Consider the following 12060-nt stretch of genomic DNA (forward strand, 5'->3'; position numbering starts at 1 on the left):
GTCGTCCAACTATTAGGGGATGCCCTGTGCCACCGACCGACGCGCCGATCGCCCTCAGCGGCGTGAGCGTCACTTACCCCGGCGGAACCCGCGCTCTCACCGACGTCGATCTCGCTGTATCTCCGCGCGAGATCTTCGGAGTCATCGGCGAGAGCGGTGCCGGCAAGAGCACTCTCCTGGCTCTGCTCACCGGCGAGATCAGCGCGACCGCAGGAACCGTGAGGGTGCTCGATCAGGACCCGACCGGTCTCAGCCGGACAGCGCTGCGGGATCTGCGCCGGCGGATCGGCGTGGTCTTCCAGGGTGTGCACCTGCTGGCGAATCGCACCGTCCGTCAAAACGTCCTGCTCGCCCTCGAACTGCGCGACCGCCGGGACCGCCTGAGTGTGAATGAGCGACGCGCCGCGGCCGACGAGACGCTGCGTTTCGTCGGTCTCGGTGGTCGCGAGGATGCGTACCCGTCTGAGCTCAGCGGCGGTCAGCGTCAGCGCGTGGGGATCGCCCGCGCGCTCGTGGGCCGGCCCGAGGTCCTGCTCTGCGACGAGCCGACCTCCTCGCTCGACGCCACCACGACCGACGGCGTCCTCGCGCTCCTCCGCGAGGCCCGGGACCGGTTCGGAACGACAGTGGTCGTCGTGACGCACGATCTCGCCGTCGTGCGGCGCGTCTGCGACCGCGTCGCGCTGTTCGAGGACGGGCGTCTGCGCGACATCCTGCACGTCGAACCCGGATCGGATCTGGGCCCGGAGAGCTACCTCGACCGCGCCCGGCGGGAGCTGGGCGCATGACCGGCCTGGTCGAATCACTCGAGCGCCGCGGCGGAGACCTGCTCGAGGCGCTTGGCGAGACCGGATACATGCTCCTCGTCTCGCTGGCCGCAGCGGTGGTCCTCGGACTCCCCCTCGGGATGCTCGTGTACCTGACGCGGCGGGGCGGCGCTGCGCCGAACCGGTTCGTGTGGTGGATCGGAAACCTCTTCATCAACGTCGTGCGCTCCTTCCCGTTTCTCCTCCTGGTCGTGTTCCTCGTGCCGGTGACACGTCTCGTCTACGGGACGACATTCGGCACTCCTGCGGCGACGTTCTCGCTCTGCTTCGTCGCGGTCGCGATCTACGCACGACTCGTCGAGCAGATTCTGCGCGAGATCAGCCCGGGCATCCCCCGGGTCGCGCGCATGATGGGAGCGACCCTGCCTCAGACGATCCGGCGCTTCCTGCTTCCCGAGGCCGTTCCCGGCCTCGTCTACGCGCTGACCTCGGCGACGATCAGTCTGCTGTCGTATTCCACCGTGCTCGGTGTGGTCGGCGGTGGCGGCATCGGCGACTTCGCGCTGCGCTACGGCTACCAGGAGTACGACTATCCGCTGATGTACTTCACGATCGCCGTCATCCTCGTCGTCGTGCTGGTCATCCAGTCGGCCGGTCACCGCCTGTCGATCCGACTCGATCACCGTTGACCCTCGTCCACCCGCTCTCACAAGGAGAACCCATGCCCGTTCGCACCCTTCGCACCCGCATCGCCTCGGCGGCCGTCGCCACCTTCGCGGTCGCCGGACTCCTCGCCGGCTGCGCCGGCTCGCCCGGAGACACGGATTCCGGGGTCACGACGCTCCGCGTGGGCGCGATGACCGCCCCCGCGACGGACATCGTCGAGGCTGCCGGAGCCGCGATCGCCGACGGGTACGAGATCGAGCTCGTTCCGGTGTCGGACTACGTCACGATCAACAACATGCTCGCTGCCGGCGACATCGACGCGAACTTCTCGCAGCACGAGCCCTACATGACGGAGTTCAACGAGAAGAACGGGGCATCGCTCGAGGCGGTCCAACCCGTCTACAACTTCGTCATCGCCTTCTACTCGAAGACGCTGACCGACATCGGCCAGCTCCCCGACGGTGCCACGGTCGCCATCCCGAACGACTCGTCGAACACCGCGCGTGCGCTCAAGCTGCTGGCCGACGCCGACATCATCGACCTCGCCCCCGGCATCGACCCGTACACAGCGACCCTCGACGACGTCGCGGAGAACCCGAAGAACCTTCAGTTCCTGTCGCTGGAGATCAACCAGTTGAACACGGCGTACGACGAGGCCGACCTGGTCTTCCAGTGGCCGTCGCACATCGCCGCGCTCGGCCTCACGCCGCAGGACGACGGCCTGCTCACCGAACTCGACGACCGCTTCGCGCTTCAACTCGTGGTCCCCTCGGCTGAGGCGGATTCCCCTGCCACGAAGGCACTCATCGACGCGTTCACGAGCGACGAGGTGCGAAAGGTCATCGACGGCAACGAGACCATCGAAGCCGCCTTCTGACCCCCGGTAGACTCGGACGACGCACACTCAGGCACGCTCACACAGTGCCGCACATATCGTCGAGGAGTTCCCATGACAGCGCACATTCCCGAGAAGCCCGCTCTGGAAGGCCTCGAGCAGAAGTGGGGCGCCGCGTGGGCCGAGCAGGGCACCTACCTGTTCGACCGCGCGCGTGCCGCGAAGACCGGCCGCGGCGGCGTCTTCTCCGTCGACACGCCTCCCCCGACGGCATCCGGGTCGCTGCACATCGGCCACGTCTTCTCGTTCACCCACACCGACCTCAAGGTGCGATTCGAGCGCATGCGCGGGAAGAGCGTCTTCTACCCGATGGGCTGGGACGACAACGGCCTGCCCACCGAGCGCCGCGTCCAGAACTACTACGGCGTGCGCTGCGACCCGACTCTCCCCTACGACGAGTCGTTCGTCCCGCCGTTCGAGGGCGGCGACAACAAGTCGAGCCGTGCCGCCGACCAGGTGCCCATCAGCCGTCGCAACTTCATCGAGCTGTGCGAGAAGCTGACGATCGAGGACGAGAAGCAGTTCGAGTCGCTCTTCCGCCAGCTCGGGCTCTCCGTCGACTGGACCCAGACGTACCGGACGATCTCGGACGAGACCATCCGCACCAGCCAGCTCGCGTTCCTGCGCAACCTCGAGCGCGGCGAGGCCTACCAGGCGCTGGCCCCCACGCTGTGGGACATCGACTTCCGCTCCGCCATCGCGCAGGCCGAGCTCGAGGATCGCGAGCAGCAGGCGTCGTATCACCGCATCGCGTTCCACAAGACCGACGGCAGCGGCGACATCCACATCGAGACGACGCGGCCCGAACTGCTTCCGGCGTGTGTCGCCCTCGTGGCGAACCCCGATGACGAGCGCTACCAGCCCTACTTCGGCAAGACCGTCCGCACGCCGCTCTTCGACGTCGAGGTGCCGGTCCTCGCCCATCACCTCGCTCAGCCCGACAAGGGCTCGGGAATCGCGATGATCTGCACGTTCGGCGACGTCACCGACATCATCTGGTGGCGCGAGCTCGACCTGCCCAACCGCACGATCCTCGGCCACGACGGTCGCATCGTGGCCGAGGCGCCTGACGTCATCGTCACGGATGGCGCACGCGCGGCCTACGCCGAGCTGGCGGGCAAGACCGTCTTCAGCGCCAAGAAGCGCGTGGTGGAGTTGCTGCAGGAATCGGGCGAGCTGCTCGAGGTGTCGAAGCCCTTCAGCCACCCGGTGAAGTTCTTCGAGAAGGGCGATCGCCCGCTCGAGATCGTCTCGACCCGTCAGTGGTACCTGCGCAACGGTGCCCGCGACGAAGAGTTCCGGGCGCGCCTCATCTCGCTCGGTCAGGAGATGTCGTGGCACCCCGACTTCATGCGGGTGCGCTACGAGAACTGGACCAACGGTCTCACCGGCGACTGGCTCGTCTCCCGTCAGCGCTTCTTCGGCGTACCGATCCCGATCTGGTACGGCCTCGATAAGAACGGCGAACGCGATTACGAGCGCGTCATCACCCCCGATGCCGCCCAGCTCCCGATCGACCCGACCACCGATGTCCCTCCGGGATACACCGCCGAGCAGCGCGGCGTGCCCGGCGGATTCGACGCCGAGCGCGACATCTTCGACACTTGGGCGACGTCGTCGCTGACCCCGCAGCTCGCGGGCGGGTGGCAGCGCGACGAGGAGCTGTGGCAGCTCGTCGCGCCGTTCGATCTGCGGCCGCAGGGGCAGGACATCATCCGCACCTGGCTGTTCTCCACGATGCTCCGCAGCGCTCTCGAAGACGGCCGCGCACCGTGGTCGGATGCCGCGATCTCCGGCTTCATCGTCGACCCCGACCGCAAGAAGATGTCGAAGTCGAAGGGAAACGTCGTCACCCCCGCCGACATCCTCGCCCAGCACGGCACGGATGCGGTCCGCTACTGGGCCGCGTCGAGTCGCCTCGGTTCCGACGCCGCGTTCGATCCGCAGAACCCCACGCAGGTGAAGATCGGCCGCCGTCTCGCCATCAAGGTGCTGAACGCCGCGAAGTTCGTGCTGTCGTTCCCCGTGCCCGAGGGCGCGGCGGTGACCCACGACCTCGACGCCGCCATGCTCGCAACGCTCGACCGTGTGATCGTCGATGCCACGCGGGCGTTCGAGGCCTACGACCACGCTCGCGCGCTCGAGATCACGGAAGCGTTCTTCTGGACCTTCTGCGACGACTACCTCGAGCTCGTCAAGGAGCGCGCGTACGACCGCTCCGACGCGGGTCAGGCGTCGGCGGCGCTGGCACTGCGACTCGCGCTGTCGTCGCTGCTGCGTCTGCTCGCCCCGGTGCTCGCCTTCGCCGCAGAGGAGGCATGGTCGTGGTTCGAGGAGGGCTCCGTGCACACCGCGCCGTGGCCGGAAGCGAGCGGCATCGACGGCGACCCGGCCGTTCTCACCGCGGCCAGCGCCGCGCTCATCGGCATCCGCCGGGCGAAGACGGAAGCCAAGGCCTCGCAGAAGACCCCCGTCTCGGTACTGACGCTGCGCGCGGATGCCGCGACGATCGAGCGACTGCGCCGCGCGGAGGGCGACCTGAAGGCGGTCGGACGCATCGCCAAGCTCGAGCTCCTCGACGGTGACGGCGACCTGGTCGTGGAGCGCGTCGAGCTCGCGCCTCAGGAGGCGTGAGATGCGTTTGGGAACGCGGTGGACCAGTGGCGATGAGCCGCCCGTCTCGCTGCCGGCCGCTTTCCGCGACCGGGTTCGCGCGGTCGACGGCGGGCTCGACGCAGATCCGCGTCCGAAGTGGACTCTGACCTGGCTCGAGGGACGCCCCGTGGCCGAGCTCGAGACCGGTGTCGTGGTCTCGCTCGACGCCGCCGGTGAACCGGTCGTCGGTCAGATCGACGACGACGAGTTCTGACGCCCCGCTCTCCCGCCGCTCACTCCGACGCGGCGGGAGAGCTTTGCGCGGACGCGGAGCGGATGAGGCGCGTGCACGCGGCCGTCGCGGTGAGGCAGACAGCGCCCGCAGCGATGAACGGCAGCCGCAGGTCGATCGACGCGACCAGGCCGCCCAGGATCGTCGCCACGGGGAAGAGTCCCCAGGTGAGCGTCCGGATGATGCCCAGAGTGCGCCCGAACAGCGCCGGCGGGATGATCTGCTGCCGCAGCGCACCCCACGGGACATTCCACACCGACACCGCGAACGCCATGCCCGCGTAGGCGACGACCGCGACGACGATTCCGGGGGCGAACCCGACGGCGACCATGCACGCTGCGGCGGCGAGGTTCGCGCCCCACATGACGTTGCCTCGGCCCCAGCGGGCGACCATGCGCGCAGCGAGGAGTGAGCCCGCGAGCGCACCGACCCCGACACCCGCCGTGACGAACCCGATGGCGAACTCGGGTACCCCGTGGACATCGAGGAAGTAGAGCAGCGTCGGAGCCTGCGCGAAAGCGAAGGCGCAGCCGACGACCGACGTGAACACGACCAGGGCACGCAGGAACCGATGGCGCCAGAGGTAGCGCAACGCTTCCCCGGCGGGAACGGCGACGTCCGGTGCTGCCGGCAGGGGCTCGGGGACGGCGCCGGCGACGACGTCGCCCTGATCCGCGCCGATGACGTCCGAAGCCCGTGAACGCGCCGCGGCCAGCGGGAGAAGGAGCGCCAGCGCGATCGGCACCAGGTAACCCGCGGCGCCGAGCCACAGCGGTAGTGCGAGCGAGACGGCGAAGAGAACGCCGGCGACGGGCTGCGCTACGAAGCTGTCGATGGTGATCTGCGCGGCCTGGATGCGCCCGTTGGCCCGATCGAGCTGATCCCGCTCGACGACGCTCGGAATGATCGCGTTGGTCGCGTTGTCGAACAGGGTCTCGCCGAAGCCGAAGACGAGCGTGCCCACGAGCAGCCACACGATGTCGAGACTGCCCGTGACCGTGAGCACGGCCAGACCGACCGCGGCCGCGCCGCGCACGCTGTTCGCCAACGCCATGACACGGCGCCGGTCGAACCGATCGACGATGACGCCGGCAGGCACCCCGAAAACGAGCCACGGGAGGAAGGCGGCCGCGCCGAGCAACGAGATCAGCAGCGGGTCGCGCGTGAGTGTCGTGGCGATCAGGGGCACCGCCGTGCGGCCCAGGCCGTCCGCGAGGTTGCTGAACGCGGCGGCGGTCCACAGTCGCGAGAAATCGCGCCCGAGCGGACGGGGGCGCCCGGACTCGGGTGGGCGGATCCGGGAGACGGTCACGCTGGTCATCGTCAGTCGCTCTCTGTCGTGATCGGAAACGCCTCGGCGCGCAGCGAGACGATGCGGTGTTCGGAGGACGAATTCGGGCCGGGGTCCGGGTCAACGCGGTACTCGTCGACGACGTCGTCGATGACTCTTTGGATACGCGCGTTGACCTCGCGGAGCTGCTCGACCGTCAGCGAGACGGTGGCCGAGGTGATGAGCGCGTTCTCGGCCCATGGGTCGAGTTCCTCGCGCAACGTGCTCTCCACGAAGCGCATGAGCTGCTCGTGTCGACGATCGAGGAACTCGCCCATGACGACCTGGGTCGCGGCGCGGCCCGCCGGCGTCCGCATCGTGTCCGCACCCGGGAACGAGACGCCGCCGGTGGGCCGTTCCCACCATCGCTCGCGCGCCGTGCCCCGATCGGGGATCTCGCGAATGAGGTCGTGCTTCGCGAGAGCGCGCAGGTGATAGCTCGTCGAACCGGACGACTCCCCCGTCATCGCCGCGAGCGAGCTGGCCGTCTGAGGGCCTTGCTGACTCAGGATGTCGTAGAGACGCACGCGCACGGGGTGAGCGAGGGCACGGAGCGCGCCCGAGTCGAGCGTGCGGATGTCGCGAGGCGTCCGCTTCTCGGCGTTGTCTTCGGTCATGGGTCCAAAGATAGCTTTGCAAGCATCTCTTTGCAACATAGTCTTTGGAACACATCGTAGGCTTGTGCCATGTCGGCATCTTCGAATTCCCTTCTCACCGCCTCGTCACTCGCGTGGGGCCTCCCCGACTACCGCGAGATCGACGTCAATGACTACCTGCCCGCCTTGCGCGAGGCCTTCGCTCAGCAGCGGCGCGAGATCGACGCGATCGCCGGCAGCACCGAGCCTCCGACGTTCGAGAACACGGTCGTGGCATGGGAAGAGAGCGGCCGGCTTCTGGGCGACGTAGCGCGCGTCTTCTACACGGTCAGCTCTGCGGACGCCACTCCCGCGGTGCAGGCCGTCGACGAAGAGCTCGCCCCGCTGATGTCTGCGCACTCCGACGCGATCCTCCTCGATCCCCGCCTGTACGACCGGATCGAGCGCCTGCACGCGAGCCGCGATGATCTCGGACTCACGGCCGAGCAGCGCTACCTGCTGGAGCGGCGGTTCGTCCAGATGACCCACGCCGGCGCCGGGCTCGACAGCAGCGCTAAGGAGCGACTGACCGAGCTCAACAGCCGACTGTCCGTTCTCACGACGACCTTCGAGAAGAACCTCCTCGCGGATACGAACGATCTGGCCGTGGTGTTCGAGTCGCGGGAGGAGCTCGACGGGCTGAGCGAGGGTGAGATCTCCGCCGCCGCGCGCGCGGCTGCCGATCGCGGGCGACCGGAGGCCTACGTCATAACCCTGACACTGTTCACGGGCCACCCGGCGCTCGCCTCCCTCACGAACCCGCGGTCCCGCCGCCGCATCCTTGAGGCCTCGCGCGCTCGCGGCTCCCGGCCCGGCCGCCACGACAACCGCCCCGTGCTGCTCGAAATCGTCCGCCTCCGCGCCGAGCGCGCGGAACTGCTCGGCTTTCCCTCGCACGCGGCCTACGTCACCTCCGATCAGACGGCGGGCAACCCGGAAGCGGTGTCCGCGCTGCTGCGCCGGCTCGCCGGTCCTGCTGCACGCAACGCACAGCGTGAGAAGCTGGCCCTGCAGGAGGTCGTGGACGGCGCCGAGGTCGGGCCGGAGGATTGGGCATTCGCAACCGAGCGCGTGCGCGCGAGCACGCTCGACATCGACACGGCCGCGCTGCGCCCATGGTTCGAGGCCGAACGAGTGCTGCGCGACGGCGTCTTCTTCGCCGCGACACGTCTCTACGGGATCACGTTCCGTGAGCGCGATGACCTGCCTGCCTACCACGAGGACGCGCGTGTGTTCGAGGTCTCGAACGAGGACGGCTCCCACCTCGGACTGTTCGTGCTCGACCTCTACACGCGCGACACCAAGCGCGGTGGTGCATGGATGAACTCCATCGCCTCCCAGTCGGCGCTACGAGGGACGACTCCGATCGTCGTCAACAACCTGAATGTCCCGAAGCCCTCCCCCGGCACCCCGACGTTGCTGACGCTCGACGAGGTGACGACGCTCTTCCACGAGTTCGGGCACGCGCTGCACGGCTTGTTCGCCACGGTCACCTACCCGACCTTCGCCGGAACCAGCGTTTTCCGCGACTTCGTCGAGTTTCCCAGCCAGGTCAACGAGATGTGGATCTACCGACCCGAGGTGCTGGCGAACTACGCCCGACACGTCGACACCGGTGAGCCGCTCGCCTCGGACGTCGTCGAGCGCCTCGAAGCCTCGGGGACCTTCAACCAGGGATTCGCCACGAGCGAGTATCTCGCCGCCGCATGGCTGGACCTCGCATGGCACTCGCTCAGCGCGGAGGATGCAGCAGCTGTCACCGACGTGGCAGCCTTCGAAGCCGCGGCCCTCGCCGACATCGGACTCGATGACTCCGCTGTGCCGACACGCTACTCGTCCGCTTACTTCGCGCACATCTTCTCAGGTGGCTACAGCGCCGGGTACTACTCCTACATCTGGAGCGAGGTTCTCGACGCCGACACCGTTGAATGGTTCGAGGAGAACGGTGGGCTGACCCGCTCGAACGGGGATCGCTTCCGTCAGCGCCTCCTCGGCGTCGGCGGTTCGAAGGATCCGCTCGAGGCATACCGTGACTTCCGGGGCCGTGACGCCCGCATCGAGCCGTTGCTCGCACGCCGCGGGCTGAGCGCCTAGGTCGCGTCTGCGGCGAGGAGTCCGTCGGTGGGAGCGCTTCGCGCGTCGCGCCCACCGACGGGGATCACGTCGTAGACCAGGCGTGCGAACGCTCCCACCCGTTCTGCTGAGCGCAACGCGAGCCGGTCCGACTCGATGCGACGCGGAAGCAGGGGCGCTCCCCCACCCAACGTCACGGGCGCAATGGAGACCGCGATCTGGTCGAGCGCACCGGCGTCGAGGAACTGACCGGCCAGGTCGCCACCGCCGACGACCCACACATCGTGCCCCGCAGCGGCCTCTCGGATATGCGCAAGCGCATCGGACACGGGCCCGGACACGAATCTGACGTCTGCGCCCGCCGGACGCGGAAGCTCGCGTGTCGTAAACACGAAGGTCGGCCGATCGCCGTGGAACTCCTGCCATCGCTCAGGATGGGCGAGGAGGTCGGACTCGGCGAGTACCCACTCGTAGGTCGTGGACCCCTCGACGAGCACGCCCGCGTTCTCCGGGAGCAGACTCGCGTCGGGCTCGACGCCACCGTCGACCGCGAACAGCCAGGAGAGCGAGTCCGCGCCGTCGGCGATGAAGCCATCGAGCGAGCTCGCCGTGTCGAAGATGATGCGTCCCATACCGGCAGGTTAACCGGGACCTCGGACACCTCCGCAGGCGTCGCGGCTCGGTCGTCAGGCGCTCTTGCGCTTCTGCCGCAGGACGAGCGTGGGCGGAGCGCCGTCATCGACGGCGGCCCGCGTCACGATCACCTTGTCGACATCGTCGGCCGACGGGATCTCGAACATGATGGGGCCGAGAACGTCTTCGAGGATGGCGCGCAGGCCGCGGGCACCGGTCTTGCGCGCCACGGCAAGATCGGCGATCGCGCGCAGCGCCTCGTCTTCGAACTCGAGCTCTACGCCGTCGAGTTCGAACATGCGCTGGTACTGCTTGACGAAGGCGTTCTTCGGACCGGTGAGGATCTCGATGAGCGCCTTCTGGTCGAGCGGCGCGACAGACGTGACGACGGGGAGACGGCCGATGAACTCGGGGATGAGACCGAACTTGTGCAGGTCTTCCGGCTCGACCTCGCGGAAGAGGTCGAGTTCCTTGTCCTTCTCCTGCAACGGGGCGCCGAAGCCCACGCCGTGCTTGCCGACACGGGACGAGATGATCTCCTCGAGGCCGGCGAACGCGCCCGCGACGATGAACAGCACGTTGGTCGTGTCGATCTGGATAAACTCCTGGTGCGGGTGCTTGCGTCCACCCTGCGGCGGAACCGACGCCACCGTCCCCTCCAGGATCTTCAGCAGAGCCTGCTGCACGCCCTCGCCCGACACGTCGCGCGTGATCGAGGGGTTCTCCGCCTTGCGTGCGATCTTGTCGACCTCGTCGATGTAGATGATGCCGGTCTCCGCACGCTTGACGTCGAAGTCCGCCGCCTGCAGAAGCTTGAGCAGGATGTTCTCGACATCCTCACCGACGTAGCCCGCCTCGGTGAGCGCGGTCGCATCGGCGACGGCGAAAGGCACGTTGAGGCGTTTGGCGAGCGTCTGCGCCAGATACGTCTTGCCACAGCCGGTGGGACCGAGCAGCAGGATGTTGCTCTTGGCGATCTCGACGTCGTCGGCGCGCTGTTCGGCGGGCTGGAGGGTCGAGTGTGCCCGCACGCGCTTGTAGTGGTTGTAGACCGCGACCGAGAGCGCACGCTTCGCCGGGTCCTGCCCGACGACGTACTCCTCGAGGAAGGAGAAGATCTCGCGCGGCTTGGGGAGGTCGAACTCGGCGACCGACTCGTCGCCCGACTCGGCCATGCGCTCTTCGATGATCTCGTTGCACAGCTCGACGCACTCGTCGCAGATGTAGACGCCGGGTCCTGCGATCAGCTGCTGGACCTGCTTCTGACTCTTTCCGCAGAACGAGCACTTGAACAGGTCGGCACTCTCACCGATGCGAGCCATGTACCCCTCCTGGATGCCGGAAACCATCGCTCACCTGAGAACGTGGTGCTCCGAGCCTAACCTCTCCCGCAGACATCCCCGCGGATTTGCGAGCCCTTCGAGTCGAACCGCCCCCATGACGCGTATGGCCCCGGCTCGTCGCCGGGGCCATACGCTGCGAACTCGCCTCGCTCAGGACGTGATCGCGGCGGGGGTCCGCTTGCGCGACGTCAGCACCTGGTCGACGATGCCGTACTCCATCGCCTCGTGTGCCGAGAGGATCTTGTCGCGGTCGATGTCCTTATTGACCTGCTCCTGCGTGCGGTTGGTGTGGCGCGCCATGGTCTCCTCGAGCCACGTGCGCATGCGCAGGATCTCGGCCGCCTGGATCTCGATGTCCGACGCCTGACCGTGACCGGCCTCGCCGACGGCGGGCTGGTGGATGAGGATGCGGGCGTTCGGAAGCGCGAGCCGCTTGCCCGGGGCGCCGGCGGCGAGCAGGACGGACGCCGCCGAAGCCGCCTGACCGAGCACCACCGTCTGAATCTGGGGCGACACGTACTGCATGGTGTCGTAGATCGCGGTCATGGCGGTGAACGATCCACCGGGCGAGTTGATGTACATGATGATGTCGCGGTCCGGGTCCTGCGACTCGAGCACGAGCAGCTGGGCCATCACGTCATCAGCCGATGCGTCGTCGACCTGGACGCCGAGGAAGATGACGCGGTCCTCGAACAGCTTGTTGTACGGGTCCTGGCGCTTGTAGCCGTAGGCGGTACGCTCCTCGAACTGCGGCAGGATGTACCGGCTCGAGGGCATCGCCGCACCGTGGGGAAGGCCGAAGGCGGGTGTGTTCATCGTTGTCTTTCTCCT

Annotated in this window: 11 protein-coding genes; 6 read left to right on the forward strand and 5 right to left on the reverse strand. The window is 67.9% G+C overall.

The genetic code is table 11. The features are described from left to right. Nucleotides 1-26: 26 nt before the first annotated feature. The 5 genes from ABIC53_RS05165 to ABIC53_RS05185 all read left to right on the forward strand — a co-directional run bounded on the left by ABIC53_RS05165 (nt 27) and on the right by ABIC53_RS05185 (nt 5197). Entirely contained in the window at nt 27-788 is a 762-nt protein-coding gene (locus tag ABIC53_RS05165; RefSeq protein ID WP_354450643.1) for a methionine ABC transporter ATP-binding protein, read from the forward strand. Continuing rightward, complete coding sequence (locus tag ABIC53_RS05170; RefSeq protein ID WP_354450645.1) at nt 785-1456, forward strand: methionine ABC transporter permease; 672 nt, start codon at nt 785-787, stop codon at nt 1454-1456. The genes ABIC53_RS05165 and ABIC53_RS05170 overlap by 4 nt, the downstream gene beginning before the upstream one ends. Before the next feature lie 32 nt (nt 1457-1488). Beyond that, nucleotides 1489-2310 carry a MetQ/NlpA family ABC transporter substrate-binding protein gene (locus ABIC53_RS05175; protein WP_354450647.1) on the forward strand — a complete coding sequence of 274 codons (822 nt, stop codon included), beginning with the start codon at nt 1489-1491 and terminating at the stop codon, nt 2308-2310. A 72-nt stretch (nt 2311-2382) separates the two neighbouring features. Then, a complete protein-coding gene (valS, locus tag ABIC53_RS05180) occupies nt 2383-4962 on the forward strand; it encodes a valine--tRNA ligase (protein ID WP_354450649.1) in 2580 nt (859 codons plus the stop codon). Nucleotide 4963: 1 nt separating this feature from the next. Further along, nucleotides 4964-5197: a hypothetical protein gene (locus tag ABIC53_RS05185; protein ID WP_112614684.1), complete on the forward strand. Its 234-nt coding sequence runs from the start codon at nt 4964-4966 to the stop codon at nt 5195-5197. 19 nt (nt 5198-5216) lie between these two features. Here ABIC53_RS05185 and ABIC53_RS05190 read toward each other — a convergent pair whose 3' ends face one another. Together ABIC53_RS05190 and ABIC53_RS05195 are read right to left on the reverse strand one after the other, a co-directional pair. Further along, nucleotides 5217-6536, reverse strand: coding sequence for an MFS transporter (locus ABIC53_RS05190; protein WP_439117173.1), 1320 nt, complete (start codon nt 6534-6536; stop codon nt 5217-5219). Between the two features lie 2 nt (nt 6537-6538). After that, entirely contained in the window at nt 6539-7162 is a 624-nt protein-coding gene (locus ABIC53_RS05195) for a helix-turn-helix domain-containing protein (protein WP_274177854.1), read from the reverse strand. Between the two features lie 69 nt (nt 7163-7231). On the opposite strand from ABIC53_RS05195, the gene ABIC53_RS05200 reads away from it, so the two are divergent. After that, on the forward strand, nt 7232-9274 hold the full coding sequence (locus ABIC53_RS05200; RefSeq protein ID WP_354450652.1) for a M3 family metallopeptidase: 2043 nt from the start codon (nt 7232-7234) through the stop codon (nt 9272-9274). Here ABIC53_RS05200 and ABIC53_RS05205 read toward each other — a convergent pair. The 3 genes from ABIC53_RS05205 to ABIC53_RS05215 form a co-directional block, all read right to left on the reverse strand. After that, complete coding sequence (locus ABIC53_RS05205) at nt 9271-9885, reverse strand: dihydrofolate reductase family protein (protein ID WP_354450654.1); 615 nt, start codon at nt 9883-9885, stop codon at nt 9271-9273. The genes ABIC53_RS05200 and ABIC53_RS05205 overlap by 4 nt on opposite strands. A gap of 54 nt (nt 9886-9939) precedes the next feature. Then, nucleotides 9940-11208: an ATP-dependent Clp protease ATP-binding subunit ClpX gene (gene clpX / locus ABIC53_RS05210; RefSeq protein WP_269266251.1), complete on the reverse strand. Its 1269-nt coding sequence runs from the start codon at nt 11206-11208 to the stop codon at nt 9940-9942. 171 nt (nt 11209-11379) lie between these two features. After that, a complete protein-coding gene (locus tag ABIC53_RS05215; RefSeq protein WP_023950830.1) occupies nt 11380-12045 on the reverse strand; it encodes an ATP-dependent Clp protease proteolytic subunit in 666 nt (221 codons plus the stop codon). Nucleotides 12046-12060: the final 15 nt, after the last annotated feature.

The sequence above is a fragment of the Microbacterium sp. 1262 genome (assembly GCF_040544895.1).
GTDB lineage: Bacteria > Actinomycetota > Actinomycetes > Actinomycetales > Microbacteriaceae > Microbacterium > Microbacterium plantarum.

What these genes read in the sequence shown, in the direction of transcription:
- ABIC53_RS05170 (WP_354450645.1), top strand. Translation starts at nt 785, where the DNA reads ATGACCGGCCTGGTCGAATCACTCGAGCGCCGCGGCGGAGACCTGCTC.
- ABIC53_RS05175 (WP_354450647.1), top strand. Translation starts at nt 1,489, where the DNA reads ATGCCCGTTCGCACCCTTCGCACCCGCATCGCCTCGGCGGCCGTCGCC.
- valS (WP_354450649.1), top strand. Translation starts at nt 2,383, where the DNA reads ATGACAGCGCACATTCCCGAGAAGCCCGCTCTGGAAGGCCTCGAGCAG.
- ABIC53_RS05185 (WP_112614684.1), top strand. Translation starts at nt 4,964, where the DNA reads ATGCGTTTGGGAACGCGGTGGACCAGTGGCGATGAGCCGCCCGTCTCG.
- ABIC53_RS05190 (WP_439117173.1), bottom strand. Translation starts at nt 6,536, where the DNA reads ATGACCAGCGTGACCGTCTCCCGGATCCGCCCACCCGAGTCCGGGCGC.
- ABIC53_RS05195 (WP_274177854.1), bottom strand. Translation starts at nt 7,162, where the DNA reads ATGACCGAAGACAACGCCGAGAAGCGGACGCCTCGCGACATCCGCACG.
- ABIC53_RS05200 (WP_354450652.1), top strand. Translation starts at nt 7,232, where the DNA reads ATGTCGGCATCTTCGAATTCCCTTCTCACCGCCTCGTCACTCGCGTGG.
- ABIC53_RS05205 (WP_354450654.1), bottom strand. Translation starts at nt 9,885, where the DNA reads ATGGGACGCATCATCTTCGACACGGCGAGCTCGCTCGATGGCTTCATC.
- clpX (WP_269266251.1), bottom strand. Translation starts at nt 11,208, where the DNA reads ATGGCTCGCATCGGTGAGAGTGCCGACCTGTTCAAGTGCTCGTTCTGC.
- ABIC53_RS05215 (WP_023950830.1), bottom strand. Translation starts at nt 12,045, where the DNA reads ATGAACACACCCGCCTTCGGCCTTCCCCACGGTGCGGCGATGCCCTCG.